The 25,363-nt window shown below is 44.5% G+C and carries 28 protein-coding genes and 3 tRNA genes; 6 read left to right on the forward strand and 25 right to left on the reverse strand.

What is annotated here, in order from left to right; all coding sequences use genetic code 11:
• Positions 1 to 4: 4 nt before the first annotated feature.
• Positions 5 to 2,056 (reverse strand): DHH family phosphoesterase, encoded by a 2,052-nt coding sequence (locus G633_RS0106825; protein WP_022770740.1) that lies wholly within the window; start codon positions 2,054 to 2,056, stop codon positions 5 to 7.
• Between the two features lie 211 nt (positions 2,057 to 2,267).
• Between G633_RS0106825 and G633_RS19190 the strand changes: the two genes are divergently transcribed.
• Positions 2,268 to 2,657, forward strand: coding sequence for a PepSY domain-containing protein (locus G633_RS19190; RefSeq protein ID WP_026512671.1), 390 nt, complete (start codon positions 2,268 to 2,270; stop codon positions 2,655 to 2,657).
• Between the two features lie 55 nt (positions 2,658 to 2,712).
• Here the strand turns inward: G633_RS19190 and G633_RS0106835 are convergent, their stop codons facing one another.
• Together G633_RS0106835 and G633_RS0106840 are read right to left on the reverse strand one after the other, a co-directional pair.
• Positions 2,713 to 3,243 (reverse strand): YgjV family protein, encoded by a 531-nt coding sequence (locus G633_RS0106835; protein ID WP_022770739.1) that lies wholly within the window; start codon positions 3,241 to 3,243, stop codon positions 2,713 to 2,715.
• On the reverse strand, positions 3,240 to 4,424 hold the full coding sequence (locus G633_RS0106840; RefSeq protein WP_242826735.1) for an MFS transporter: 1,185 nt from the start codon (positions 4,422 to 4,424) through the stop codon (positions 3,240 to 3,242). The genes G633_RS0106835 and G633_RS0106840 overlap by 4 nt, the downstream gene beginning before the upstream one ends.
• A gap of 164 nt (positions 4,425 to 4,588) precedes the next feature.
• Here G633_RS0106840 and G633_RS0106845 point away from each other — a divergent pair, with 164 nt between their 5' ends.
• Positions 4,589 to 6,136: a sodium/proline symporter gene (locus G633_RS0106845; RefSeq protein ID WP_026519474.1), complete on the forward strand. Its 1,548-nt coding sequence runs from the start codon at positions 4,589 to 4,591 to the stop codon at positions 6,134 to 6,136.
• A gap of 76 nt (positions 6,137 to 6,212) precedes the next feature.
• Here G633_RS0106845 and G633_RS0106850 read toward each other — a convergent pair whose 3' ends face one another.
• The 8 genes from G633_RS0106850 to G633_RS0106885 form a co-directional block, all read right to left on the reverse strand.
• A complete protein-coding gene (locus G633_RS0106850; protein ID WP_026519475.1) occupies positions 6,213 to 6,941 on the reverse strand; it encodes an AlkZ-related protein in 729 nt (242 codons plus the stop codon).
• A gap of 15 nt (positions 6,942 to 6,956) precedes the next feature.
• Positions 6,957 to 7,583, reverse strand: a complete 627-nt coding sequence (locus G633_RS0106855) for a flavodoxin family protein (RefSeq protein WP_026519476.1) — start codon at positions 7,581 to 7,583, stop codon at positions 6,957 to 6,959.
• A 22-nt stretch (positions 7,584 to 7,605) separates the two neighbouring features.
• Complete coding sequence (msrA, locus tag G633_RS0106860; protein WP_026519477.1) at positions 7,606 to 8,091, reverse strand: peptide-methionine (S)-S-oxide reductase MsrA; 486 nt, start codon at positions 8,089 to 8,091, stop codon at positions 7,606 to 7,608.
• Between the two features lie 17 nt (positions 8,092 to 8,108).
• Entirely contained in the window at positions 8,109 to 9,104 is a 996-nt protein-coding gene (locus G633_RS0106865) for a DUF4003 family protein (protein ID WP_026519478.1), read from the reverse strand.
• Positions 9,105 to 9,173: 69 nt separating this feature from the next.
• Complete coding sequence (locus G633_RS0106870) at positions 9,174 to 9,605, reverse strand: DUF7684 family protein (protein ID WP_026519479.1); 432 nt, start codon at positions 9,603 to 9,605, stop codon at positions 9,174 to 9,176.
• A gap of 895 nt (positions 9,606 to 10,500) precedes the next feature.
• Complete coding sequence (locus G633_RS17665; RefSeq protein ID WP_051200021.1) at positions 10,501 to 11,490, reverse strand: PstS family phosphate ABC transporter substrate-binding protein; 990 nt, start codon at positions 11,488 to 11,490, stop codon at positions 10,501 to 10,503.
• A gap of 159 nt (positions 11,491 to 11,649) precedes the next feature.
• Positions 11,650 to 11,859 carry a hypothetical protein gene (locus G633_RS0106880; RefSeq protein ID WP_026519480.1) on the reverse strand — a complete coding sequence of 70 codons (210 nt, stop codon included), beginning with the start codon at positions 11,857 to 11,859 and terminating at the stop codon, positions 11,650 to 11,652.
• Complete coding sequence (locus tag G633_RS0106885; RefSeq protein ID WP_022770897.1) at positions 11,859 to 12,083, reverse strand: hypothetical protein; 225 nt, start codon at positions 12,081 to 12,083, stop codon at positions 11,859 to 11,861. The genes G633_RS0106880 and G633_RS0106885 overlap by 1 nt, the downstream gene beginning before the upstream one ends.
• A gap of 153 nt (positions 12,084 to 12,236) precedes the next feature.
• Between G633_RS0106885 and G633_RS0106890 the strand changes: the two genes are divergently transcribed.
• Both G633_RS0106890 and G633_RS17670 read left to right on the forward strand, forming a co-directional pair.
• Positions 12,237 to 12,980 carry an alpha/beta hydrolase gene (locus tag G633_RS0106890; RefSeq protein WP_026519481.1) on the forward strand — a complete coding sequence of 248 codons (744 nt, stop codon included), beginning with the start codon at positions 12,237 to 12,239 and terminating at the stop codon, positions 12,978 to 12,980.
• Positions 12,981 to 13,117: 137 nt separating this feature from the next.
• Positions 13,118 to 14,521, forward strand: coding sequence for an aldehyde dehydrogenase family protein (locus G633_RS17670; protein ID WP_035770892.1), 1,404 nt, complete (start codon positions 13,118 to 13,120; stop codon positions 14,519 to 14,521).
• A gap of 42 nt (positions 14,522 to 14,563) precedes the next feature.
• Here the strand turns inward: G633_RS17670 and G633_RS0106900 are convergent, their stop codons facing one another.
• Positions 14,564 to 15,406 carry a CPBP family intramembrane glutamic endopeptidase gene (locus G633_RS0106900; RefSeq protein WP_026519482.1) on the reverse strand — a complete coding sequence of 281 codons (843 nt, stop codon included), beginning with the start codon at positions 15,404 to 15,406 and terminating at the stop codon, positions 14,564 to 14,566.
• A 177-nt stretch (positions 15,407 to 15,583) separates the two neighbouring features.
• Here G633_RS0106900 and G633_RS0106905 point away from each other — a divergent pair, with 177 nt between their 5' ends.
• Together G633_RS0106905 and nagE are read left to right on the forward strand one after the other, a co-directional pair.
• Complete coding sequence (locus G633_RS0106905; protein ID WP_026519483.1) at positions 15,584 to 16,066, forward strand: PTS sugar transporter subunit IIA; 483 nt, start codon at positions 15,584 to 15,586, stop codon at positions 16,064 to 16,066.
• Between the two features lie 44 nt (positions 16,067 to 16,110).
• Positions 16,111 to 17,553, forward strand: a complete 1,443-nt coding sequence (gene nagE / locus G633_RS0106910; RefSeq protein WP_026519484.1) for an N-acetylglucosamine-specific PTS transporter subunit IIBC — start codon at positions 16,111 to 16,113, stop codon at positions 17,551 to 17,553.
• Positions 17,554 to 17,582: 29 nt separating this feature from the next.
• On the opposite strand, the gene pflA is transcribed toward nagE, so the two are convergent.
• From pflA to G633_RS0106975, 13 genes are all read right to left on the reverse strand, one after another.
• A complete protein-coding gene (gene pflA, locus G633_RS0106915) occupies positions 17,583 to 18,317 on the reverse strand; it encodes a pyruvate formate-lyase-activating protein (RefSeq protein WP_026519485.1) in 735 nt (244 codons plus the stop codon).
• Between the two features lie 29 nt (positions 18,318 to 18,346).
• On the reverse strand, positions 18,347 to 20,605 hold the full coding sequence (gene pflB, locus G633_RS0106920) for a formate C-acetyltransferase (protein WP_026519486.1): 2,259 nt from the start codon (positions 20,603 to 20,605) through the stop codon (positions 18,347 to 18,349).
• 226 nt (positions 20,606 to 20,831) lie between these two features.
• A complete protein-coding gene (locus G633_RS0106925; RefSeq protein WP_026519487.1) occupies positions 20,832 to 21,353 on the reverse strand; it encodes a hypothetical protein in 522 nt (173 codons plus the stop codon).
• On the reverse strand, positions 21,350 to 21,604 hold the full coding sequence (locus G633_RS0106930) for a hypothetical protein (RefSeq protein WP_026519488.1): 255 nt from the start codon (positions 21,602 to 21,604) through the stop codon (positions 21,350 to 21,352). Before G633_RS0106930 ends, G633_RS0106925 begins: the two co-directional genes overlap by 4 nt.
• 22 nt (positions 21,605 to 21,626) lie before the next feature.
• Positions 21,627 to 21,944 carry a hypothetical protein gene (locus tag G633_RS0106935; protein WP_026519489.1) on the reverse strand — a complete coding sequence of 106 codons (318 nt, stop codon included), beginning with the start codon at positions 21,942 to 21,944 and terminating at the stop codon, positions 21,627 to 21,629.
• 215 nt (positions 21,945 to 22,159) lie between these two features.
• Complete coding sequence (gene rpsR, locus G633_RS0106940) at positions 22,160 to 22,423, reverse strand: 30S ribosomal protein S18 (protein ID WP_022766233.1); 264 nt, start codon at positions 22,421 to 22,423, stop codon at positions 22,160 to 22,162.
• A gap of 15 nt (positions 22,424 to 22,438) precedes the next feature.
• Positions 22,439 to 22,918 carry a single-stranded DNA-binding protein gene (locus G633_RS0106945; RefSeq protein ID WP_022770905.1) on the reverse strand — a complete coding sequence of 160 codons (480 nt, stop codon included), beginning with the start codon at positions 22,916 to 22,918 and terminating at the stop codon, positions 22,439 to 22,441.
• A gap of 17 nt (positions 22,919 to 22,935) precedes the next feature.
• Positions 22,936 to 23,223: a 30S ribosomal protein S6 gene (rpsF, locus tag G633_RS0106950; protein WP_022766231.1), complete on the reverse strand. Its 288-nt coding sequence runs from the start codon at positions 23,221 to 23,223 to the stop codon at positions 22,936 to 22,938.
• Between the two features lie 110 nt (positions 23,224 to 23,333).
• On the reverse strand, positions 23,334 to 24,089 hold the full coding sequence (locus tag G633_RS0106955; protein ID WP_022770906.1) for an NAD-dependent protein deacylase: 756 nt from the start codon (positions 24,087 to 24,089) through the stop codon (positions 23,334 to 23,336).
• 20 nt (positions 24,090 to 24,109) lie between these two features.
• A complete protein-coding gene (locus tag G633_RS0106960; protein WP_022770907.1) occupies positions 24,110 to 24,802 on the reverse strand; it encodes a S1 RNA-binding domain-containing protein in 693 nt (230 codons plus the stop codon).
• Positions 24,803 to 24,881: 79 nt separating this feature from the next.
• A tRNA-Cys gene (locus G633_RS0106965) sits at positions 24,882 to 24,952 on the reverse strand.
• Positions 24,953 to 24,975: 23 nt separating this feature from the next.
• Positions 24,976 to 25,047 (reverse strand) — tRNA-Glu (locus tag G633_RS0106970).
• 133 nt (positions 25,048 to 25,180) lie between these two features.
• Positions 25,181 to 25,253: transfer RNA gene (locus G633_RS0106975), tRNA-Asn, on the reverse strand.
• Between the last annotated feature and the right edge of the window lie 110 nt (positions 25,254 to 25,363).

Consider the following 25,363-nt stretch of genomic DNA (forward strand, 5'->3'; position numbering starts at 1 on the left):
TATATTACAATTCTCCTTCTTCTAGCATTTTATCAAGTGTCTTCTTAAGTGTGGCAATGGCCTCGTTGACTGAGACGCCTTCCATCTGGCATCCGGCACTGCTCATGTGGCCGCCTCCGCCGAGCTTCTCCATGATAACCTGTACATTGACTTCATCGATGGATCTGGCGCTGACATATACCTGATTCTGGTAGTCAGTGCATACAAAGCTGGCTCTTACGCCCTTGATGTTCAAAAGTTCATTGGCTGCCTGAGCGCCAACGATGGTCGGGCTTGAAATATCGTCATTGGTAAGAACCGATATTGCAAATCTGCCCTTGTAGATCTCTGCCTGGCTTACTGCGTCAGCCTTGGCCTTGTACTCGCCTACGTCCTCTCTGAAGAGCTTTCTTACTCTTGTTACGTCTGCGCCGTTTCTGCGAAGGAACGCTGCTGCCTCAAAGGTTCTGACACCGGTCTTGTTCATGAAGTTATTGGTGTCTACCATGATGCCTGAGTAGAGACTGTCAGCCTCTTCTGCATGGATCTTGACGTTGTCACCGATGTACTGAAGGATCTCTGATACCATCTCACAAGCTGATGAAGCATATGGCTCAACATAGGAAAGAGTGGCATTCTCTATAACCTCTGCACCCTGCCTGTGGTGATCGAGAACAACTATGGTCTTGCAGAATCTAAGAAGCTCAGGGCACTCGGTAATGCTGGGCTTATTAACATCAACTACCACAAGAACCGTGTTGTTGCCTGCCATATCAATGGCCTGCTGATTGGATATGATCATGTCATCCTCGTACTCGGGATTAGACTTAAACAGGTCAACCAGTGGCTGCATGGAAGTTGTGACATCGTTCAAAACGATGTGACACTTCTTGTCCAGAGTCTTGGCAATTCTGTAGATACCAACGGAGGATCCGAAGCTGTCCACATCACCCATTCTGTGTCCCATTACGATGACATCGTCTTTGCCTGAAATGATCTCTCGAAGGGCGTGAGCTTTAACTCTTGCCTTAACCCTTGTACTCTTCTCGATCTGCTGACTCTTGCCTCCGTAGTAGGAGATGCTGTCCGCAGTCTTGACAACCGCCTGGTCTCCGCCTCGGCCGAGAGCAACGTCGATGGCGTTTCTTGCAAACTCGTAATTCTGCGCATAGGAGAGTCCGTTAAGACCGATACCGATACTCAAGGTAACTGCCATCTCATTACCGATATTGACGGTCTTTACATCCTCTAAGATATCAAATCGCTGTTCCCTCAAAAGCTCACATGACTTCTTGGGCATTACAACGAAGTACTTATCCTTCTCAATCTTCTTGGTAATACCGTTACAGGAAGCGATATACTTGTTGATCTTACGGTCGATAAGAGCTGTCAAAAGAGATCTTCTTACTTCCTCTACGCTGTCCAGCGCCTCTTCGTAGTTATCAAGATAAATAAGTCCTGCTGCCAGTGACTGATTATCTACTTCCTGAATTGCCAGCTTAAGTGCTGTCTCATCAAACAGATAAACAGCTATAAGACTTCCGTCGTACCCCTCGGCATCAATGATGTCGCTGTTGGTCGCCATCTCTTTTAACGAGATCCTCTTGAGCTTCATGGTGTAGTTACTGTTCTCGTATTCGAGTTCGTAGGAGAGCTCCTCATAACCAACCGGGAACTTATCTACCGTGATAGTCGGGAAAAGAGATGTTATAGACTTTCTGTATCCTCTCTCCTGATGAACGATCTTCTCAAACGCCGAGTTGGTCCAGACAACCTTGCCGGTGTCATCAAGTACAGCATGGGCAAGGTCCAGTTCCCTCAGGAGCTTCTTCTGGATCTGACCGTACTCCGTAGCAAAGCTGACAAGCTCATTCATAATGATGGGCTTGCTGTAGAAATGCATATATAAAACCGCAATGAAATAAAGTCCTGTGAACGCAAGAAGAATCAGACCGGCAGTGATACTGACAGTAAACACCGCCAGATTGACCAGCGCCAGCAGGATTCCAAGATATGTAAAGACGCGAAAATAAGACTTAAGTCTCCCCTTTAGTTTTACTCTGTTCTTACCAGCCATATTTCTAGTCCTCTTCCCCCAACGTATTGGACATTAGATGCAAAATTATCACTAATATAGTATAGCATAAAACCCATTTGATGGGGCAGACGAATTACTTTTAAGGTAGTGTGACAGTTTTGTGATTTTAGTTTTGTTATTCTTAACCTATCAAAAGACAACAACGCTTCAGAGAAGCAAATAAAAATAGCACATAAAGGAGAATAAAATTATGAAGAAGACTATGATCACAAGAGCAGCAACACTTATGGCAACAGTAGCTATAGCAGTTACGGCATTACCCATGACAGCATTTGCAGCACGTCCATGTCACAGTGGACAAGGAAGAGACGGAAAGAAATACGCTCCGGTATATACCACAACTACAACTCCTACAACAACACAGACTTTCACAGGCCCTGTTACAAAGGATCAGGCTCTTCAGATAGCACTCACACATGCAGGATACAAGCAGAGCGAAGTGCAGTTTCCTATAGTTAAGAAAGATTATGATGATGGAATGGAAGTTTGGGAAGTAGAATTCCACAAGGGATTTATTGAATACAATTACGATATCGAAGTTTCAACAGGACAGATCGTAGATTTTGACATTGACGATTAACATTTCTTTTTCATACATACACAAAAATAAGGGAAGGACGAAAGTCCTTCCTTTCTTATTGTATATCTTCAGCCTTTTTTGCTTTTTCTTTCCTGGAGTCCATGATCATTTTGATGAGTGTGACTGTGCTGGTTACAACTGTAAGAGCATCGAAAGCAGCACCGGTATAGGACTTCAGGACAAAGTGATAGATCGCCCAGGGCACAAATGAAAGTGTCACAAGGAGCTTAAACTTAACAGGGTCCTTGATATCCATAAATATAATATAGACGGTGCAGACTGCTGCCGGAATAATTCCAAGAAATCCCTGGTCATTGAGGGCGATGGTAAATCCTATGGATGCAACTATAAGAATTATCTTCCACGCAAGATTCAGCTTGTCCTTGTAGCACAGGAAATTCCTGAAGCAGGAAAGGACGTTGCTGACAGCGCCTGTCACTCCCCCGAGAAGGAGCATGCTCACAGCCTGCATAAGGAGCTGGATGGTCTGCACAATAAGAATCCTGCTCTTTTTCTTGATGGCGCCGGATCCTACCTGGACTATGGCAGCCACGAAATCTATTATGTTCGCAATGATAATGTTCATTTTATGTTGATACCCTTCTTTACTTTTCTTACTAATATCATGATGAAGATCATGTCGATGAAAAGAGCTATCGCAATGCTTCCGACTCCTGTTGCGATGCCAAAATCATCGGCGATAAAACCAACTATAGAAGGCATGATTATAGACCCGAAACTGGCTGTTGTCAAAATGAAGCTCCAGGCAAGGCTGTATTTCTTGATGAGTTCTCCGGCAAAAGACACTGTGGTTGCGTAAATTCCTGCCATGGAAAAGCCAAAGCCCATGATCCCTATAACGATAGGAGTCGTTGATCTGGACATGATAAGCACGATGAAGAAGAGCACAATTCCGATGCCCATGGCCGGCAGAAGATTTTCTTTTCTGACTTTGGTAGAAAGGAAGGCTGTCGTCAGTCTTCCGCACAGTATCATTATCCATAGGATGCTGGCTGTGCTCTGTGCAAGGTTTGGAGGCAAAAGACCTGTATCCTTAAAATAGGTGATCATCCAGCCGATTACTCCCTGCTCAGCGCAGAGATAGAAAAACAGTGTAGCTGTGACAATGTAAAATATGGGTTCACTGAAAAACCCAAAAGTATTGCCGGCTTTTTTCTCTTTCTTTTGGTCAAGCTCTTTTACCTCATCCTGATCCTCAGGGATCATGTAGTACATAACGCAGGTAAGGACACCCAAAACCACCAGGAAGATGCAGGCATAAACCCAGTTAGTGCTCTGAGTCCTTGTGATCATCATAAGGATCAGCGGAAATGCGAAGGCTCCGACAGCAAAGCAGGCATGGAGGCAGTTAAGAGCCCAGGCCATTCCTGTTGCTATTGAGTTTATCTTGGTGTTGCAGTAGTTACTTGATGCGCCTCTTGCAACTCCCGTTGCGAAGAAAGCAAATGCCAGAAGAAATCTGTTTCCTCCAAAGAGCATTATGAGAAATGACAATGGGAAAAAGATCTCGAAGAGGAGAATACTCTTTTTCCTTCCTATAAGCATAGGAAGCGCTCCGGAGAAGAAGCTTGAAAAGAGATTTCCCACGGAGTGAAGGCTTACTATAAGTCCGCAAAATGCATAGTCAAGCCCATGAGCATCTCTCAAAAAAGGCAGAAGGGAGCCGATGGACAGCGCCAGCATTCCGTTTGTCAAAAAGACTGCAAAGCATAGTATGAATTGTTTTCTCTTTATCTTATCGTTCACTGTAATTATTCCTTTTTTATTTTCAATTTTCAGCCACAACCCATTATACTGAAGAAATCTTTTTTAATAAATGAAGATATTATACAATTTGTAGTTTTATTTACCTCTTTAATGTGTTAACATGGTGAAGTGAAACATGTATGAAAAAAGAAAGGGGAAACAACATGACATCATCACAAATTGGAATTATCATCTCAATTCTTGTGTATCTCTGTGGAATGCTTCTTGTGGGCTTTGTGAGTTCCAAGGATACCAACGACGTCAAAGACTTTTATCTGGGCGGAAGAAAGCTCGGTCCCTTCGTCACTGCCATGAGTGCAGAGGCTTCCGACATGAGCTCTTACCTTCTTATGGGAGTTCCCGGACTTGCTTACTTTTCAGGTATTGCCGACGCAGGCTGGACAGCTTTCGGTCTTATCGTCGGAACCTATCTCAACTGGCTCTTTACCGCAAAGAGGCTTCGTAACTACACAGAGTCTCTGGATGCCATAACCATCCCTGATTACTTTAAAAAGCGCTTCAATGACAAGAGCAATGTAATCCTTTGCATCGGCGCTGCATTTATCCTTATATTCTTCGTACCTTATACAGCATCAGGATTCTCTGCCTGCGGTAAGCTCTTTTCATCGCTGTTCGGCGTTAACTATCAGCTGGCAATGATCGTATCCGCAGTCATCATCGTGGGCTACACAACAACCGGCGGATTCCTTGCTGCTTCCAAGACAGACTTTATCCAGTCGATAGTTATGACTGCTGCCCTTGCCTTCGTTGTATGCTTTGGTATCAACGCAGCCGGCGGCGTTTCAGCAGTTTCGGAAAATGTAAAGAATCTTCCCGGATTCCTCAATGTAAGTGCAACCTACAACAATGCCACAGGTGCAGCTGACTCCTACGGCTTCTTTAACAAAGTAACAATGTTCTGCTGGGGACTTGGATATTTCGGAATGCCTCATATCCTGCTGAGATTCATGGCTGTCAGAAAGTCATCAGAGCTTAAGCTCTCAAGAAGGATCGCATCCGTATGGGTTGTATTCTCACTTGGTGTTGCCGTTATCCTCGGTGTTATCGGAAGAGCTATGACTGAGACCGGCGCTCTTGAATCACTCATCGAAGATCCAACCAGCTCATCAAAGGCAGAGACACTTATCGTTGTTCTTGCTAATCAGATCAGCCAGTACAACTTCCTCTTTGCTCTTATAGCAGGTATCATCATCGCAGGTATCCTTGCATCAACCATGTCGACTGCAGACTCACAGCTCATCGCTGCATCTTCTGCAGTATCTGAGAACATCGTTCAGGATACCCTTGGTATTAAGCTCTCCGAGCGCGCAGCTATGCTGACTGCAAGAATTACTCTTATCGCTGTTGCCGTATTTGGTGTTGTTATCGCATGGAATCCCAACAGCTCAGTATTTGGTATCGTATCCTTTGCCTGGGCAGGCTTCGGCGCAGTATTCGGCCCGGCTATGATCCTGTCTCTCTACTGGAAAAGAGCTAACAAGTTCGGAGCAATTGCCGGAATGATTTCAGGTGGTGTCATGGTATTTGTCTGGAAGTATCTGGTAAGACCTCTCGGTGGTGTTTGGAACCTCTATGAACTTGCTCCTGCTTTCCTTGTTGCGATCATCGTGATCGTGGTTGTAAGTCTTCTTACACCTGCTCCTGATGATGACATGGTAGCTAAGTTTGAGCATGTTTCAAAGATGTCTTAACATACAGTCATAAATCCCAAATTCTTAAAAAGAGCTGTCATACCGTTCTGGAATGACAGCTCTTTGCTTTGTCTTTTTAACTAACGCCTAGGACCTTTTTCATCTGCGCGGAAGTGGCGATCGGATAAATGTCTTTCATGTGTTCTGCAATGCGCGCTCCGGAGTCGGCAGATGACTCTTTATAAGCCGATGTAACATGATCATATCCCCATAAAATCTCAGGCTTGGTGTAGACCGCTATAGGCCAGCCATAGAGCTCGCCCTTCTTGTTCCTTCTCTGCCTGAAGTCCCGAACGCAGAGATAGGTCTTCATCTGAAGGTCGGTTATCGTTCCGTCAAAACCCTTCTCTCCGCCCTTGCCAAAGCCGGCGCGCGCCTTAAGCTCATTGGAATATATCTCCTGTTCAAGCTCAAGTACATCCATGATCTTCTTCTGGCGCCTTGAAGCCTTCTCATCGTCCCATAGGGCATCAAAGTCATAACCGTCGCGCCTGTGATTTGCAAAATACGGAAGCCACTCTTTGGAGATAAAGCCCGCTTTCTTATCAAAGAACTTGCCATAGGCAACCTCTGTGCTTCGTGCGATAAGCTCTCTCCACTCCCAGGGATCAACCTCCGGATCTCCGCACCACCAATAGTCCGGTACAGTGCGCTCCTCCAGCGAGAATCCCGGAATATCATTTTTAAACAGCGGTAAAAAGCCTGTCTCATTTATGTAGTTGATCGCATCCCGGACAGTGTGCAGGCATTCCGGATCATTCCAGTTAACACCATACATTATCCAGGTTCCGTTTTCATTTCCCATGCCTTGCCTCTGTTATTACTTGCCATCAGGGAAGCTTGTGAAGAAGTTTCTCTCCACTAAAGGCTCGCCATATTTCTCTTTTGCATCAGCAAATGCCTTGATCATAAAGGACATGTTCCTGGCCAGATTTCTCATGGTCTGAAGGCCTTCAAGATCCTTCTCAACATCTTCTCTTGAGAAGCCGTGCACCTGATTCCAGTATGTACTGGACGCAACAGGCATGCCACTGATGGTGAAGTATTTGTTCAGCGCATCAAAGGTTGCTGTATTGCCGCCTCTTCTGCAGCTGGTTACTGCTGCCCCAACCTTAAGATGCTTGGAGAAAGATGTGCTGTAAAAGAGCCTGTCCATAAATGAAAGGATAGTTCCGTTTGGAGAGCCATAGTAAACAGGGCTTCCGACAACAAGGCCGTCAGCATCCTTAAACTTCTCTGCCACCTCATTTACAAGGTCATTAAATACACATTTTCCATTCTTTTCACAAAAACCGCAGGATACGCATCCGCGGATATCCTGATTGCCAACCTGGATAACCTCTGTATCAACTCCCTCTTGTGAAAAGACATTTACCATCTCCTCCAGTGCTCTGGCTGTACAGCCGTTTGTATGAGGACTGCCGTTTAACAGTAATACCTTTGCCATAAGAACCTCCTGATCATCTGCTTTATACCTTTTTCCTGCCGGACTCTATAAGCTCTTTCTCAAAAGCCTCAGGGTTCTTCAGGTAGTAGTCCTGATGATACTCCTCAGCTTCGTAAAAGCTCTTAAACTTCTCAATTGCAATTCGGGCGCGCTTTCCCGACTCCTCTTCCAGCTTCCTGATACGAGCCTGTGCCCTTAGCTTCTCTTCCTCTGTGGTGTAATAGATTGCCAGGGTATAGGAAAATCCCTTGTCGATAAACTGTCCCTCTCCGTCGTATGGATCAACGTTTGCCAGGAAGATATCCAGGAGCTTGTCATATGTCACCTTGTCGGGATCATATTCAAGCATTATAGTCTCACGATGCCCTGTCTTCTGGGCCTTCACATCCTCATATTTGGGATTAACCTCATCCCCTCCGGAATATCCGCAAACCACCTTGTCTACTCCGTACATTTTATAGATCGGTGTGACGCACCAAAAGCATCCACCGGCAAAATATGCTCTCATAACTGTCCTGCCTTTCATCAATGTGATGAAGAAGTTGTTGCGGAAGAAGTACTTGCAGCCATAATAGCAACTAGCATTGCTGTCTGCTCTGCAACTACTCTTGCTACAGCTCCGCTTATAACAGACGCTCCGACCTTGTAGTTCTCGTCTGAATTGTCTCCTGCAACCATCATGGTTCCAAACATAAGTCTTGTAGCCTTGCCCATGTCAAAGGCACCAAAGCCCTTATTGCCCTTTAAGTAATCGGCTGTCTCTGCAACCTCTGCTGCGATATCGTCAGGGCTTGCGTTAATGCCTATAAGTGTTCCAAGTGAAGCCAGCTCATAACCCTTGCCGTACTTAGCTCCTGCTGCAGCAAAAGCATCAAAAATATCTATGGCCTTGTCTGCTTTATCCTGTGCAGCACCTTCGTATGAAGTAAGAACCTGGCTCAGTGAATATACTGCATTGTCATGAAGCGAAAACTTCTTCTTAAGGCACTGATAGGTCTCCTCAAGCTCTTCCAGAATATCTTCTGTCTTCTTGCCGCTTATGGCGAGAAGAACAGCAAAAGAGGTATCCTCATCCGATGTAAGGAATGGATGGACCTTATTCATGCCCTTTAATATCTCGTTAGTCTTCTCAATAATAGCATCTGCCTCAGAAGCCTTACCTATATCGCAAATAGTCATGGCTGCAAGTGCTCTGTAATTGGATCCCCAGAACTTGCCCTTCTGGAACTTCTTATATACTCCTGTAACATCCTCGAGATAGCGCTCGGGATCTGCACTGAGAGCCATTTTCGATGTTACTATGAGCTCGCTGTTGCCTCTGAACTCTGAGAATATTCCCTCTTTCTTCTTAAGGATCTTATGGCACTCTTTGAGCATCTCAACATCGGCGCTCTTATCCTTCTCAGCGAAGGTAGCAGCTGCTATGGCAGCAATGCTGCCATTCTCGAGCCAATAACCCTTATGAATCAGTTTCCAGTTCTCGATCAAAAGATCACATTTTCTTGTAATTGCTTCCCTCATTGTTGCTCCTCCTGTAGATGTCGTTGTTAAGCAATATTATAAATGTCTTTTATGTATAATTTATGAACATCATGCCTCTTCCAAGACATTCTGACACTCTCTGACAAGTGACATATTGCTGCAGAGGATCAGCACCTCATTCCAGCATGTATAAACTTCGTCTGCAAGAGATTCGATATCCTCAAATCTCCACATAACTGCAAAGTCTTCATAGCCTGTGACATCGTTGAAGCCATTGATCTCACGATCTGCCTCATCAAACACTCTCTGCCATTCATCGGATGCTGTTCCGCAAAATGCCACGTTCTTGCAGCCCTTCTTGAGGATCACGTCTGCCAGCTCCTTGATGAGAGTCTCATCTATGATCTCGTCGGTCACTATTATCACTGTGTGATTGGAAAGGTCCCTGAGATTCTTCCTGTTATCAAAGATCCTGCGATTAAAGATTCCAAAAGAAATATTCTGGTTTAAGGTATCCTCTGTATATATGTGCTGAATCATGGTAACTCCTCCTTCTCAATCAATGAAGCTTTTTTCTGTTATACACAGCTTAGCAAGGATTGAGTCCCATTTTCAGTACAGTGAGTCAGTGGGGACGTTTCACTTTGTCTCATTTTGAGTCGCCGAGGCGGCATTCTTCAACATATCGTCCCATTTTCTATACCAATCGGGCACTTTTTCGGCTATATGTAGAAAGATTTTGCATCCAAAATTTTAGAGCACCAAATTTTCTACGCCCACAGCCAAGTTTTTGTCATATATATAGAAAGTTGTAAAGACTTCTTCTACAAATTCTATACCCACAAGGTACTTTTTTTCATATATGTAGAAAAAATGAGCATCTGCATTTTTTAACTTCAATATTTTCTATACCCACACGATACTTTTTCTGATATATGTAGAAAATTTGGTGAATGAAACTTATTCAACATCACAACTACCAGACTACAGGTCCTTTGTGATGCATCACTGACCAATTCAAGGTAATCGCCATAGTCTCCGCATCCCCCGTGCCCCACTTTACCGGCCCGCCTTAGTGACCGACCGCTCATATAAATACCGGAGTCAAGGGACAGTACGCTGGGCGCCGCCCTTTGGCGCCCGGGCAGCCCTTGGGGCCGGTATTTATGTGAGCTACAATCCCATGGCGGCGGGCCTATATCCCCAACGCCCGTCACCACTCGCATAATGAGTCAACAGAACCGTCCCCTTGACTCACAAAGTGAGTCAAAGTGAAACGTCCCCACTGACTCAGAATGAGTCAATCTGAAACGTCCCCACTGACTCAAAATGAGTCAATCTGAAACGTCCCCAGTGTCTCAAATGAGTCAATCTGAAACGTCCCCGGTGACTCAAAAAGGAGTCAAAGAGAACCGTCCCCATTGACTCCTATAATTTACTTTGGAAGTGCCACATATCCACAGTCTTCGATCAGCCTCTGGCCTTCGTCTGACAAGAGCCACTCCACAAGTTCTTTTATATTCTTATTATCATTGTCCTTACGATAGACAACGTAGAAGCTGGCAGTCAGAGGATATGAACCGTTTCTGATGTTCTCTGCATCAGGGTATGCTCCGTCAACTGCAAGCATCTTAACACCGGTATCGGCGACCATGCCCGATAAATAATATCTGAAGGAATATCCGATGGAACCCCCGAGGATGTTCATCGGGTTGTGGGTTAGGACAATTTCTTTTCCCATGAACTTCTCCATCATGGTCTGCGATCCCGAGCCCTTGATCCTGACAAGGGGATTTATGAGCTTTGACGGGCCTCCGACTTCGTTCCAATTTGTGATCTTACCGGTGTAGATATCCCGGATCTGGTCAGCTGTCAGGCCATCTACCGGGTTCTTTGAGTTTACAAAGAAGACAAATGCCTCAAGTCCCACAGGGACAATCTCAAGCTCAACGCCCTTTTCGGCTGCAGATTCCAGCTGCTCCGCCGATGGATGAGCTGTAAAGAACAGGTCCACCGAGCCGTCAACCATGGCATCAAAGCCACGTATCGTGTTCTGATACTGCATCACGCTGTCATCAGCAAAGTTCTCGCCATAGAAATTTTCATCGGAAAACGCTCCGCCTTCATAGGTAACGCTCCCTTCGGGATAGCAGTTATCTATGACCGAAGCATAAACCGGAACCAGCGCAGCTGCTCCGTCCAGCACCGGAAGATCGTCTCCTTCTTCAAACTTCAAAGAAGAATCCACCCTGGCAAGGTCAGATCCTTCCTCAAATGGAAGGTACCTCGATACATCGATCATCTTCCTCTGAGAAGCGCTGCTGAAATTGTTGCCCACGCGCCTTGTTACAGTCATAAAAATAAAGCCATTTACCAGCACTGTGACCAGCACCACTGATAAAATGGCCATTATCCGTCCCTTCATCACCATATCTCCTGTGATATCAAATGTATAATTGATGAATTCTCATAAGCTTTGTAAGCATATATGCAATGTGATAACGTGAGTAGTATCGCCAATATGCTTACTATGATCAAAACTTTAAGAAATCTCTTATCTTCCATAGTATTCAGCCTTGTCTTTTTACATATTTGCCACTATTGCCCAAGTGATCAGGTACAGGAATGTTCTCCCAATTACGAAAACTACTGCACAGGCAACAACTACGCCAAAAACGACTGCATACCAGGGATTCATTTTTCTGTTCTCTTTCTTGGCGTCGATATACTCCTTAATAAACATAACAATAGAAGTAACCAGTGCTACAATTAAGAGTGTACTTGCAATTCTCATTAAATCTTTCCTTGTCTTATTACGCGAAAACTCTTATTCCATTTCTGCTCTATTCCGCGCCAGCTGTAGGTAAGCTCTCCGTTTGGATAAAGGCAGACAGATTTGGATGTTATCTCCGAAGGGTTGTCATAGGAGTCATAATATGCACCTCCGCTAACCCTCTGTGACATTTTCTTATAAACGAAACCATCGATTGTTATTACTTCCGGAAACTGTGTGATCATAAGCTCTCTCCATTAGTATAAATACGGTTGACGGGTTCTTATACATTATATTGTAGAACGATTGAATACACAATACAAGATAATGTATTTAATCATTTTACATAATATTGAGTATAATTAACTATAAATACGTCAACCACCTTGGAGAATGCGATGAAAAAGAGATTTCGACTCACCCTGATCCTGCTTACAGCATTACTTGTTATGGCAGGATGCAGCTCTTTTAAAATAGACAATTCCAAATACTATCTCTACACTCCAAAAGATACCAAAAACCAGCCTCTGGTCATTGTCTTCCACGGCTATGGCGAAGTTGAAAATGCCGGAAGCACCAAGACCGTCTCTACCCTGACCTCGACCGAGAGCCAGAGCAAGCACCCCTGCTATGTTTTAGCACCGCACATTGATGACAATACCTTTTTGGCAGAGTCAAACAGGCAAAGTCTGTACGCAGAGGTAAAAGAGATTTCAGACCACCTTATAGCTGAAGGAAAAGTTAACCCCTCCACCATCTATTGTATGGGCAATTCCTTTGGCGGACTTGCTACCGTGGAATTCTTGGAAACCTATCCTGAGGATATCGCCGGCGCAATTGTCATGTGCCCTGCTCTCACCTACTCGCGGGATTCCACCACTAATCTCTCCAAGATAAAAGACATTCCGATATGGTTTGCACATGCTACAAACGATAACGTTATTCCTGTTGATGTCAGCAGATCTGCCGTTTCAACCCTAAAGGCTATGGGCGCAGAAAACGTATCTCTCACTGAATTTAGTGACCGGGAAATGCTCTCAGCCGGCGCTCTTTCCGGCTTTCATCAGGCAGACTTTGCCGTGATGGCAGATGAGAGCTTTATGGAATGGCTCTTTTCCCAAAGCTGCACTCCCCGTCCTTAGATGTTAGAATCATGAATTGTATACTTTGCAAGTATTCGGGAAAATAATAGTAAACCGTTAAAAGGAGAGTTTAAATACTCTCCTTTTTTGTTACAATTAATTCGGAGACGTTGTTGGAGACTCACATGGAGGATGCTATGTACAATGAAGATACGATCAGAGAGATAGTTGATAAGCAACGTGAATTCTTTTATTCCGGGAAAACCCTGGATGTCGAATTCAGGCTCAGACAGCTGCGAAGACTTAAAGCAGCCATTATCAAGAATCAGCAGGTCCTTGAGGACGTACTGTACAGAGATCTGGGAAGAGCCCCTATGGAAGCTTATTTCTGCGACATAGGAAGCGTTATCCTCGAGATCAACGAGACCATGAAAGGTCTTCGAGGATGGGCTAAGCCTGAGACGCATTTTAGTGGCCTTCACTGCTTTCCAAGCGTAACCACCAAGGTCTACAAAGTTCCATACGGCGTATCTCTCATCATAAGTCCCTTCAACTTCCCCTTCATTTTGTCCCTCGGGGTTTTAATTGCTGCCATCGCCGGCGGAAACACCGCTGTGATCAAGGCAAGTTCCAAGTCACAGCACTGCACTCAGCTTATGAAGAAGATCATCTCTGAAATATATCCAGATAAATATGTGACCGTAATAGACGGCGGACACGACGTGGCTGACATGTGCCTTGCTCAGAAATTCGACAAGATCTTTTACACAGGATCTCCCAAGGTCGGTGTCCATGTCCTTGAACAGGCAGCCAAGAACCTGACCTCTACTGCCCTTGAACTTGGCGGAGAGACAGGCAACTGGTGCATCATCAGGAAAGATGCAAACCTTAAGGATGCTGCCAGAAAGATTGCTTTCTTCAAGGCCTTAAACAGCGGTCAGATCTGCATCAACATAAATCAGGTTGCTGTGGCAAGCGAGGTCGCAGAGGATTTTGTAAAAGAGCTTATCAAAGCCTTCAATAAACAGCTGGGCGCTGAGCCCCATGAAAATCCCGAGTATCCTCGCCTGATAAACCGGTCAGCTTATGATAAATGCAAGAATCTCGCGGATGAATACAGAAACAAGATTGTTTATGGCGGATCCGGAAACGATACGACACTAAAGTATGATCCGACCATAATTTACCCTGTTGATATAGATGACAGTATCGTGCAGAAAGAGCTCTTTTGCCCGCTTCTTCCTATCGTAACGTATAAGGATTCCGAGGTTGGAGAACTGCTTGATACCATTTCAAGACGCGAGCATGGCCTGTCGCTCTACATCTTCACAAGAGATATTCCATGGGCGAAGAAAGTCATGCAGAGAATGCAATATGGCGGAGGCTGTATCAATGAAGTCTGCCTCCACATGATGGTCAAGGGCGCTCCATTTAATGGCACGGGCCACTCGGGAATGGGCGCATATCACGGCAAGTGGGGATTTATGGAATTCACACATCCATCTACGGTTCTCATCGGCTCTACAAAGTTTAACCTGAGCATGAGAGAACATCCTTACACAAGTGCCGGACGAAAACTTGTTGGATTATTGGAGAGATAAAGGATACTGAGCGCAGCTATATAAAAAAGCCGCATCACTTTTTTAGAGTGATGCGGTCCATTTTTTGTCCCAAAGGTCACGGGCAATATCAATATTCTTTTGCTTCTTGGCATAATATACTACATATACAAACATGCCTATCGCTAATATCAGTTCTATGATAGTGCCGGCAGTAACGCTTCCGGTCATCACACCCGAACTGCTTACATCATTGGAAAAGCAAATCGCAATTACATCATGGAAAGTATGTATAGCAATAACCACTGCGAGATTTCCTGTCAGAATGTATATAGCCCCAAGAGCCATACCGACAGCTGCAGAGCCTAAGCTCTGAAAGAACGCCACCAGTATATCTGCGCCGGAAAAAGCATTAGTGAGGTGAATGAAACCAAACAATAGAGCCGGGAAAAGCAGCTGTATCATGATGCTGTCTTTGTTTTTCCTCTTGCGCATAAGCGTACTCGTCATGATTCCTCTGAACATAAATTCCTCAATCACTCCTGCATACAGAGCGGTTAAAACCCCTGAGACGTTGAATTTAAATGACACATCTCCTTCGAATGCATCATACGCAAGGGAAAGAGCGAGATAGATCATATATACCACAATAAGCTGAACACCCGGGCCAATCTTTCCATACCTGAAAAAGCTTGTGAACTCTCCTTTAAACCAAAGCTTGTAGAACAAAAGTCCTGCTGCCAAACCCACAAGCAATCCTATAGGACCGTATTGTCTTGGATAATCGGGCACAGGAATCGCAATAATCACATTAAGAACCCCTGACACAAGCGACAAAATGAAAAAACCCACTATAACCAGCAGTATTGAACTGATATAAGGGTTCTTGTCCGTAATTTTATGTTGTCTTACCTTCTTTTCTTTCATAGAAAAAACCTCCAAAGCTTCTTTTTCGGAAGCGCATATATATATTATGTCAATTTAAATGCCAAAAATCTACAACAAAAGCAGAAACTGGATAGTTAATTTGTATGCATAAATGCTAAAATGTTAACATGAAGTAAAATCTCGTAAAGACTTCTAAGTTGGGGGGGGGAATTCAATATGGGTCTATTCGACAAACTTTTCCAGGGTAACAAAATCACTCTTGCTTCTCCTGTTAACGGAGAGATTGTGCCTATAACTCAGGTCAAGGATGATACCTTTGCACAGGAAATGGTGGGCAAGGGCGTAGCCATCATTCCTTCAGACGGCAAATTCTATGCGCCTGCTGACGGAGCTCTTATAGCTCTTTTCCCAACAGGACATGCATTCTGCATTAATTCTACTGACGGAGCAGAGATTCTCGTTCACATCGGCATCGACACAGTTAAGCTTGGAGGCGAGCACTACACCATCCATGCCAAACAGGGCGATACCGTTAAAAAGGGCGACCTCATCGTTGAGGTTGATCTCGAGGGCGTAAAAAACGCCGGCTACGATGTCATCACTCCTATGATCGTTTCTAACCATTCCAAGTTTTCAGGTTTTGAGAAGAAGAGCGGAAAGGTAGCAGTGGGCGATGCTGCTATCGTGCTGAGCAAATGAATGTAATTGCACAAAGCAATTCATAAATAAAGGAGGACAAATGTATGATGAAGTATCTACAAAAGATCGGTAAATCTCTGATGCTTCCTGTCGCAGTTCTTCCAGCAGCAGGTATTCTCTACGGTATCGGATATTGGATCGATCCATCAGGTTGGGGTGCCAACAGTGTTTTGGCAGCATTTTGTATAAAAGCTGCATCGGCGATCATTGATCAGATCCCGATTCTTTTTGCCATCGGTGTATCAGTAGGTTTGGCTAAAGACCATGACGGAACCAGTGCTCTGGCAGGTCTTGTTTCATTCCTGATGATCACCACACTTCTTAGCACAGGCGCTGTTGCAATGTACAAGGGCGTTGACGCTTCAGAAGTTCCTGCAGCATTCGGTAAGATCCAGAACGCATTTATCGGTATCTTAGCCGGTATCATCGGATCAAGCTGCTACAACAGATTCAAGGATACCAAGCTTCCTGACTGGCTTGCATTCTTCAGCGGTAAAAGATCTGTTGCCATTGTTACAGCGATTGTTTCAGCCGTTACAGCTGCTATCCTGTACTTCGTATGGCCTGTAATCTTCGCAGCACTCGTAGCTTTCGGTAAAGCAATCCTCGGCCTCGGCGCTCTTGGAGCAGGTATCTATGCAATGCTTAACCGTGCACTTATTCCTTTGGGACTGCACCACGCACTCAACGCCGTATTCTGGTTTGATACAGCAGGTATCAACGACCTGGGCCTCTTCTGGTCAGGCGCAGAAGGTGCAGTTAAGGGTGTTACAGGACAGTACATGACAGGATTCTTCCCTATCATGATGTTCGGTCTTCCCGGCGGTGCACTTGCAATGTATCACACTGCAAAGGATTCCAAGAAGAAATCAGCAGCATCTCTCCTGCTTGCAGGATCACTTGCTTCAATCTTCACAGGAATCACAGAGCCCCTTGAGTTCGCATTCATGTTCATGGCTCCCGGCCTTTACCTTGTACATGCGCTCCTCACAGGTGTTTCTGCAGCAATCTGCACACTGCTTCCATTGAGACTTGGATTTAACTTCTCAGCAGGACTTGTTGACTACATCCTTAGCTTCAAGGCTCCTATGGCTGTTAACCCTTGGCTCCTTATTCCTATCGGCCTTGTATTCGCAGTTATCTACTACTTCGTATTCCGTTTCGTTATCACCAAGTTCGACCTTAAGACTCCGGGACGAACAGATGACGAGGATGAGGAAGAAGAGAAGCTCGAGCTTGCAAACGACGACTTCACAGCAATTGCTGAGCGCGTTCTTGCAGGACTTGGCGGAAAAGACAACATCGTTGAAGTTGACTACTGTGCAACAAGACTTCGTACAGAGATCAAGGATTACACACTCGTTGATGAGAAGGCTATCAAGAATGCCGGAGTTGCCGGTGTTGTTAGACCTTCTAAGACAGCAGTTCAGGTTATTGTCGGACCTAAGGTTCAGTTCGTACATGATGAGCTGAAAAAGCTGCTCTGATAATCTCAAATAATAAAAAGTCCTAGGTGCTAAATTGCACCTAGGATTTTTTTTGCATTTTCTATTCGCTCAGGCGTTGGCGATTCCACTCCTTCTAGTCGGTATGGAATTCCCAGCTCCTTGTATTTTGGAACTCCCAGCGTGTGATACGGGAGTACCTCCACTTTCTCTACAGATGACAGCGAATCAATAAACTCTCTGGTACGGCGGAGGTAATCATCATTATCACTTCCTCCGGGAACCAGTACGTGGCGTATCCAGATTGGAATGCCCAAATCCGATATCTCTTTTGCCATCTGAAGGATATTTCCGTTATCGACACCTGTAAGCTCCTTATGAGCCTCAGGATCGATATTTTTGATATCTAAAAGAACTGTGTCAGTAAGCGCCATCAGCTCTTTCCATTTGGAATAAAAAGGTTCTTCATGAGTGAAAGGCTCTCCGGCTGTATCTATGCAGGTACTTACACCGGCTGCTTTTGCTTTTTTAAATAAATCCAGCAGAAAATCTATCTGAAGAAGCGGCTCTCCACCACTTACAGTAATACCACCGCCGTTTTTCCAATATGGCTTAAAACGCAGAGCCTTCTTTAAAAGCTCATCAGCTGTATACTGCTCTCCCTCACCTTCCTTCCAGGTCTCGGGATTGTGGCAAAAAGCACATCTCATCCTGCATCCGCTCAGGAAAATGAGGTATCTGACGCCGGGTCCATCCACGGCGCCAAAACTCTCAAGCTTATTTATATAACCAATAATTTCACTCATTCAAAAAACTCCAATATTTCCGGTACTTATCAAAGTGCCTCGTGGCAAGTACGTGAAATTACGTCGAGCTGCTGCTCCCTTGTAAGGTCGATGAACTTAACAGCGTATCCTGAAACACGGATAGTGAAGTTAGCATACTCAGGCTTCTCAGGATGCTCCATAGCATCGATGAGCTTATCCTTGCCAAATACGTTGACGTTAAGGTGATGTGCACCCTGATCGAAGTATCCGTCAAGTACGTTTACGAGGTTATTAACACGCTCTTCCTCTGTGTGTCCGAGGGCACCGGGGTTAATAGTCTGTGTGTTGGAAATTCCGTCAAGAGCCTCTTCATATGGAAGCTTAGCAACAGAGTTAAGTGATGCAATAAGACCATTTACTTCTGCGCCATATGCAGGGTTAGCACCTGGTGAAAGTGGCTCACCTGCAGGACGTCCATCAGGAAGTGCTCCAGTAGCCTTACCATAAACAACGTTTGATGTGATGGTAAGGATTGATGTTGTAGGCTCTGAATCTCTGTAGGTATGGATGTGACGAAGCTTGCCCATGAATGTGCGCAGAAGCCAGATAGCGATCTCATCAGCTCTGTCATCATCATTACCGTAACGAGGGAAGTCACCCTCAATCTCAAAGTCCTTAGCGATTCCGTTCTCATCACGGATAGCCTTTACCTTAGCATACTTGATTGCTGAGAGTGAGTCTACACAGTGTGAGAATCCTGCGATACCTGTAGCAAATGAACGACGTACATGTGTATCAATAAGGGCCATCTGGCAAGCCTCATAGTAGTACTTGTCGTGCATGTAGTGGATCATGTTAAGTGTTCCAACATAGAGGTGAGCAAGCCAATCCATCATCTGGTCAAACTTCTTCATTACCTCATCATAGTCAAGGTACTCAGATGTGATTGCCTTGTACTCAGGTCCAACCTGGTCGCCTGACTTCTCATCAACACCACCGTTGATAGCGTAAAGAAGGCACTTAGCAAGGTTTGCACGAGCGCCGAAGAACTGAAGCTCCTTACCTGTCTCTGTTGCAGATACGCAGCAACAGATTGAGTAATCATCGCCCCATGTAACACGCATTACATCATCGTTCTCATACTGGATTGAAGATGTAGTAACTGAAATCTTGGAAGCGTACTTCTTGAAGTTCTCAGGAAGACGGCTTGAATACATAACTGTAAGGTTTGGCTCAGGTGAAGGTCCCATGTTCTCAAGTGTGTGGAGGAATCTGTAGCAGGTCTTTGTAACCTGGTGACGTCCGTCAAGACCGATACCACCGACCTCAAGAGTAGCCCAAACAGGATCGCCTGAGAAGAGCTGGTTGTAAGACTCAATACGAGCAAACTTAACCATACGGCACTTCATTGTGAAGTGGTCGATGATCTCCTGAGCTTCTTCCTCTGTGATGACACCCTTTGCAAGGTCACGTGAGAAGTAGATATCAAGGAATGTAGAAACACGTCCTACTGACATAGCAGCACCGTTCTGTGTCTTGATAGCTGCAAGATATCCAAAGTAGAGCCACTGAACAGCTTCCTTAGCAGTTCCTGCAGGCTTTGAAATGTCGATGCCATAGATAGCAGCCATTTCCTTCATGCCCTTAAGAGCATTGATCTGGTCTGTGATCTCCTCACGAAGCTGGAAATCATAACGACGCATACCCTGACGCTCTGTAGCTGCAAAATCGGCCTGTTTCTTCTCGATAAGGTAATCAATACCGTAAAGAGCAACTCTTCTGTAATCGCCTACGATACGTCCACGACCGTATGTATCAGGAAGACCTGTAAGGATTTTGTTGTGACGAGCCTTCTTCATCTCAGGTGTGTAGATGTCGAATACGCCCTGGTTGTGTGTCTTGTGGTATTTTGTAAAGATCTCGTGGAGCTTCTCGCTTGGCTCATAGCCATACATTCTGCATGACTGCTCTGCCATTGTGATACCACCGAAAGGCATGAAAGCTCTCTTAAGTGGCTTGTCAGTCTGAAGACCAACAATCTGCTCTAAATCCTTTGTTTCTTCTGAAATGTATCCTGCACCATGTGAAGTAAGAGAAGATACGATGTCGGTATCCATATCAAGAACACCGCCCTTGGCACGTTCCTGTGCCTGAAGTTCCTGGAGCTTGCCCCAAAGCTTATTGGTAGCTTCTGTTGGCTCTGCGAGGAAAGACTCATCTCCGTCATATGGAGTATAGTTGTTCTGAATGAAGTCACGTACGTCAACATTGTCTTTCCAGACACGACCTACGAAACCGTCCCACTGTGAAAATTCGTGATTTGCCATAGTGATTCCCTTTCTATTTATAAAAATTCTGTAAAATAGCCACTACATACTATACCATAAGGGTGTCAAATAATTAACAATATATTTAACAACTTTTCTCATTTTGGCGAAAGTGACAAATTCTCTCAAAATTCATGGAACTTCTTGTAGGCTTTATGCAAAAAAACAACGCCAAGAAATGTTTGACGTTGTTCGCATCTCACATTTCTTGGCGCATCATAATTTATCAATCTTCAACACCTGTATATGCACGCCCTTTCAGATTAGTTTTTGTTAACTCGTCTGCTGTCGGCACATTTGCCTTATAAAGGAACCTGCATAACTTGTCGAAATTCTCCATCTCATCTTCAATCAGCTTTAAGGGCTTTCCACCGATATAAAGCGACATGATATATCGATCTTTAGGGGCGTATCTTGAAGAATCATGCCTTCTGCCGAAACCAACTTTCTCAATCTGGGCAACATTGATATGTTTTTTTCCGTGTATAGAACTGATTTCAATATTGTCTTCATCTACTACAAGCATTAACAATAAAGAATTGACAAAATAGTATATTCCCCTGATTGTAAGCAGTGCTACAAAAGCAAGGAGCGGGATCGTCAATAGCTCATCACTGGTAGAAGTGTTAAATGAGATCAGATAATTGATGGCTAATCCGATGCAAGCGCAAGCCACAACAGCCAAAAACGGAATTAATACGGTATAAACAATTTTAATATTCTTTTTGCAGCAAACTATAAAACTCATGATTTGTTTTCCTCTTTTTTGTCTGAGAAAATAAAGCGATCTGATTTAACGCCTTTTGTATTAAACTCTATCGCAAGTTTATCCAGTTCTTCTGAGCCAAAAGAATCGTATTCTTCCTTGGAGATTTCATAGTACCTGTCATACCATGCCACCCATGGAACAACGCAGGCTATTACATATTTGTCTACATCCGGCATATACCCTACTCGATAAAGTTTTTCACTTCGAACCAGTTCGTTTTGCAGTTTCACTTTTTTCCTCTCCCTGATGCTTCTATATAGTTGTCTTTATCTTATTAAAATTCTCTATCAAAAGAGGAATGCCTCTGCAGATCCAAAACTCTCCGGAAACATGACCAGAAGACATTCCGCCGTGAGCAAATCTCTCGATGAACACCATGGCGCCATATTTTAAAGGTTCTCCTACAACTTTCTCATAGTATTCGCATATTTCATTCGCCAGATCCCTTGTGGAAACATCTAGGTTTTTTCCAACAAATGCTTCTTTCATCTCATCCCATAGATATGGATCACCTCTAAGTCCCCACTGTTCCGGTTTATTTTCAAATATAACAGATAAATCTCTGACCATATCACTTATCCTCATTAACACTACCAGCTATCTCACCACTTCGCAAGCAGGGCCTCAGTGCGCACTGAGGCGGCTTGTTGGGGAAGTCCCCATTCCCCTTTTTACTGATTTGGCAATCAGACTACGCTCCTTCGGAGCTAAAGGAATCAAAATAAAAAAGACACTTCTTAGAATCTCTTCTAAAAAGTGTCTCTGATTGTTTGTCTTATTACTGATTACTCAGCTACGTAAGGCATAAGTGCCAGATGTCTAGCACGCTTTACAGCTGATGTAAGCTCTCTCTGGTGCTTAGCGCAGTTGCCTGTGATTCTTCTTGGAAGAATCTTGCCGCTCTCAGAAACGAACTTCTTAAGCTTAGCTGTATCCTTGTAATCAATTACATTATCCTTGCCACAGAAAACGCAAACTTTCTTTCTTCTGTGCATTCCGCCCTTTCTCCTTACTGGAGAATCGGATCTATCAGACTTTGTGAAAGCCATTGTATATTCCTCCTTTTAGTTAAAAGGCAGCTCCTCTTCGATTCCATCCGGAATGTTCATGAAGCCATCGCCTGCTGCAGCGGGAGTGGGATCATTTGATGGTGCACTTGCAGGTGCAGGTGCGCTGTTTGCACTGTAGTCAAAGTTTCCGCCGTTTGATGCGTTGTTCTTAGACTCTGCAAACTCCTGATCTTCCACAACCACCTCGGTTGTGTAGACCTTAACGCCATCCTTATTGGTATAACTACCTGTCTGGATACGTCCTGTAATAAGCATCTTGGTACCTTTCTTAAGGTACTTCTCAGCAAACTCACCAGCCTTACCAAAAGCTACGATGCTGATGAAATCAGCTGACTGCTCGTTAGGGTCGTTGCTTCTGCCTCTTCTGCGGTCAACAGCAAGTGTGTATCTTGCGATTGCCATAGGCTCAGCTCCCTGTGAATATCTTACTTCAGGATCTCTTGTTAAACGTCCACATAAAATTACTTTGTTCATTATTCGTCCTCTTCTATTTAGGCCTCGTTCTTAACGCATAAATATCTGATGACGCCGTCCATGATTCTCATGCGAGCTTCGATCTCAGCTGGAGAAGTAGGCTCACCATCGAACTGGATGAAATAGTAGAAGCCTTCTGTCATCTTCTCGATCTCATAAGCGAGCTTCTTCTTGCCCCACTCATCGATGTTGGTAATCTGACCACCATGCTTCTCGATAGTTCTCTTTACCTTCTCGATGACAGCAGTTCTTGCGTCGTCTTCGATCTTTGCACTAACAACAACGGCTAATTCGTATTTGTTCATGCTATTTGTTACCTCCTTTTGGTCTCTGGCCACTTGTTTCAGTCAAGTGACAAGGAATTTATCACAGGATGATATGTTATCATAAATCCAGGAACTATGCAAGTCCTTTTTTACAATTCAATCCCCTGGAGAGCTGCAAGCTCTGTGAAGACCTTACCGATCTTTTCCCTGATAATAAGGGTGTTTTGAGCTCCGCTTATCTGTATTTCACTCTGATTAATTACTACAACGGTTTTACCCCTGAAATAATTAATGAATGAAGCTGCCGGATATACTGTAAGTGATGTACCTCCAATTATCAGCATATCTGCGCTGGCTATTGCGCTGATTGCACCATCAACCTGATCATCAGGAAGTCCCTCTTCATAAAGGGTGATATCAGGCCTTATAGTGCCTCCACAGGAACACTTTGGAATCGGCTCTGTGGATTCAAAAATATAATCAGCCGGATACTCTTTTCCACAGCTCATGCAATAGTTTCTAAGAGCACTTCCGTGAATCTCATAGACCACCTTACTTCCGGCCTTCTGATGAAGTCCATCGATGTTCTGAGTAACTATAGCTTTAAGCTTACCGGTCTTCTCTAAAGCCGCCAGATATTTGTGGGCATTGTTTGGCTCGATATTCCTGGTATCCATCTTCTGTCTGTGGAACTCATAATATACCTTGGGCTCATACACAAGACATGAATGGCTAAGCAGGTATTCGGGCTGATACATGTCGAATCTTACATCGTGCTGGTTATACAGGCCGTCTTTACTTCTAAAATCGGGAATTCCGCTCTCTGTTGAAACACCTGCACCGCCAAAGAATACTATCTTATCAGACTCATCAATAAGTTCTTTTAACCTTTTGATTTCCTCCATACAACGCCTCCTTTTGGCTTTTAGAAACCTGCCTTCTTAAGAAGATCTGCTAAGGATGTTGTAGCCTCTCCTTCGCTCTCAAACTCGATTTTCTCCTCTGTAACTTCTTCTGCACCTATTTCCTCAAGGGCTTTCATGCTAAGACTAAGCTTGCCGTCTTTGATAGCTGTTACCTTAACCTTAACTGTCTGTCCGACCTTCAGGACTGCTGAAGGATGTGCAATTCTCTGATTGCAGATCTGAGAGATGTGCAAAAGACCTGATGTACCATTTTCAAGCTTAACAAAAGCTCCGTAGTTCTGGATGCTCTCAACAACACCTTCTGTTACGAGTCCAACCTGAACCTTGGCGATAGCCTCTGCCTTCTTTTTCTCAGCCTCTTCCTTAAGATAATCCTTTGCGGATAAAACAAGCTTGTCATCCTCTTCATCAACTGTGATTACCTTAACCTTGAGAGTCTTACCTACAAACTCGGGAAGCTTCTCTTCATCTATATATGAAAGAGAAAGCTTGGATGCAGGAATAAATCCCCTCTTCTCCTCAAGGAAAGCTACTACGCCTCCCTTAACAGCTTCAGTAACCTCTACATCCACATACTCTCCGGAATCAAGAAGTGCATGAAGCTTGTCCCAGATGAAACCATCCCCATCCTTGCCCTTGGCAAGTGACTTGTCGATCTCATCCATAAAATCTTTCATTGTTTCTTCTGCCATACCGTACCTCCAATAAAGACTATTGAATAAATTATAGCACAAAAAAACCTATGAACAACGAATGTTCATAGGTTTTTAGAGGTGACAGGCGGATTTGAACCGCCGCTCGAGGTGTTGCAGACCTGTGCCTTACCGCTTGGCTATGTCACCAAATAAAGGTATTTTCGATGAAATGACTCCGACGAGAATCGAACTCGTGTTACCGCCGTGAAAGGGCGATGTCTTGACCGCTTGACCACGGAGCCCTACAGCTGAGCCGTGATTAACAATCAGGCTTTCTCATATCGCTCCGGCTGCTCCACTAGGCTCGAAAGGACCTCGCCAAGTGGCCACCCAGGCTTCGCACCAAACTCGAAAGGACCTCGTTAGGTGCTATCGCTCCCCCTGTCGGACTCGAACCAACGACACTTCGGTTAACAGCCGAATGCTCTACCGACTGAGCTAAGGAGGATTATAATAAAAAATTTTGTACCTTCAAAACCGAACACTGAAATCTCTTAGATCCGTCTCTAACCTTTGCTTTTTTGGATAAGCCCTCGACCTATTAGTACACATCAGCTG

The organism is Butyrivibrio sp. FCS006 (genome assembly GCF_000424525.1).
GTDB lineage: Bacteria > Bacillota > Clostridia > Lachnospirales > Lachnospiraceae > Butyrivibrio.

Bases quoted from the DNA above. Each gene is read 5' to 3' on its own strand.
- rpsR (WP_022766233.1), bottom strand. From the start codon at position 22,423: ATGGCTTTCACAAAGTCTGATAGATCCGATTCTCCAGTAAGGAGAAAG.
- msrA (WP_026519477.1), bottom strand. From the start codon at position 8,091: ATGAGAGCATATTTTGCCGGTGGATGCTTTTGGTGCGTCACACCGATC.
- G633_RS0106885 (WP_022770897.1), bottom strand. From the start codon at position 12,083: ATGATCACACAGTTTCCGGAAGTAATAACAATCGATGGTTTCGTTTAT.
- G633_RS0106835 (WP_022770739.1), bottom strand. From the start codon at position 3,243: ATGAACATTATCATTGCGAACATAATAGATTTCGTGGCTGCCATAGTC.
- G633_RS17665 (WP_051200021.1), bottom strand. From the start codon at position 11,490: ATGAAGGGACGGATAATGGCCATTTTATCAGTGGTGCTGGTCACAGTG.
- G633_RS0106925 (WP_026519487.1), bottom strand. From the start codon at position 21,353: ATGAGTTTTATAGTTTGCTGCAAAAAGAATATTAAAATTGTTTATACC.
- G633_RS0106850 (WP_026519475.1), bottom strand. From the start codon at position 6,941: ATGGGAAATGAAAACGGAACCTGGATAATGTATGGTGTTAACTGGAAT.
- G633_RS0106855 (WP_026519476.1), bottom strand. From the start codon at position 7,583: ATGGCAAAGGTATTACTGTTAAACGGCAGTCCTCATACAAACGGCTGT.
- G633_RS0106900 (WP_026519482.1), bottom strand. From the start codon at position 15,406: ATGAAAGAAAAGAAGGTAAGACAACATAAAATTACGGACAAGAACCCT.
- pflA (WP_026519485.1), bottom strand. From the start codon at position 18,317: ATGAGTGAAATTATTGGTTATATAAATAAGCTTGAGAGTTTTGGCGCC.
- pflB (WP_026519486.1), bottom strand. From the start codon at position 20,605: ATGGCAAATCACGAATTTTCACAGTGGGACGGTTTCGTAGGTCGTGTC.
- rpsF (WP_022766231.1), bottom strand. From the start codon at position 23,223: ATGAACAAATACGAATTAGCCGTTGTTGTTAGTGCAAAGATCGAAGAC.
- G633_RS0106825 (WP_022770740.1), bottom strand. From the start codon at position 2,056: ATGGCTGGTAAGAACAGAGTAAAACTAAAGGGGAGACTTAAGTCTTAT.
- G633_RS0106890 (WP_026519481.1), top strand. From the start codon at position 12,237: ATGAAAAAGAGATTTCGACTCACCCTGATCCTGCTTACAGCATTACTT.
- G633_RS19190 (WP_026512671.1), top strand. From the start codon at position 2,268: ATGAAGAAGACTATGATCACAAGAGCAGCAACACTTATGGCAACAGTA.
- G633_RS0106865 (WP_026519478.1), bottom strand. From the start codon at position 9,104: ATGAGGGAAGCAATTACAAGAAAATGTGATCTTTTGATCGAGAACTGG.
- G633_RS0106880 (WP_026519480.1), bottom strand. From the start codon at position 11,859: ATGAGAATTGCAAGTACACTCTTAATTGTAGCACTGGTTACTTCTATT.
- G633_RS0106960 (WP_022770907.1), bottom strand. From the start codon at position 24,802: ATGGCAGAAGAAACAATGAAAGATTTTATGGATGAGATCGACAAGTCA.
- G633_RS0106905 (WP_026519483.1), top strand. From the start codon at position 15,584: ATGGGTCTATTCGACAAACTTTTCCAGGGTAACAAAATCACTCTTGCT.
- G633_RS17670 (WP_035770892.1), top strand. From the start codon at position 13,118: ATGTACAATGAAGATACGATCAGAGAGATAGTTGATAAGCAACGTGAA.
- G633_RS0106935 (WP_026519489.1), bottom strand. From the start codon at position 21,944: ATGGTCAGAGATTTATCTGTTATATTTGAAAATAAACCGGAACAGTGG.
- G633_RS0106955 (WP_022770906.1), bottom strand. From the start codon at position 24,089: ATGGAGGAAATCAAAAGGTTAAAAGAACTTATTGATGAGTCTGATAAG.
- nagE (WP_026519484.1), top strand. From the start codon at position 16,111: ATGATGAAGTATCTACAAAAGATCGGTAAATCTCTGATGCTTCCTGTC.
- G633_RS0106870 (WP_026519479.1), bottom strand. From the start codon at position 9,605: ATGATTCAGCACATATATACAGAGGATACCTTAAACCAGAATATTTCT.
- G633_RS0106845 (WP_026519474.1), top strand. From the start codon at position 4,589: ATGACATCATCACAAATTGGAATTATCATCTCAATTCTTGTGTATCTC.
- G633_RS0106945 (WP_022770905.1), bottom strand. From the start codon at position 22,918: ATGAACAAAGTAATTTTATGTGGACGTTTAACAAGAGATCCTGAAGTA.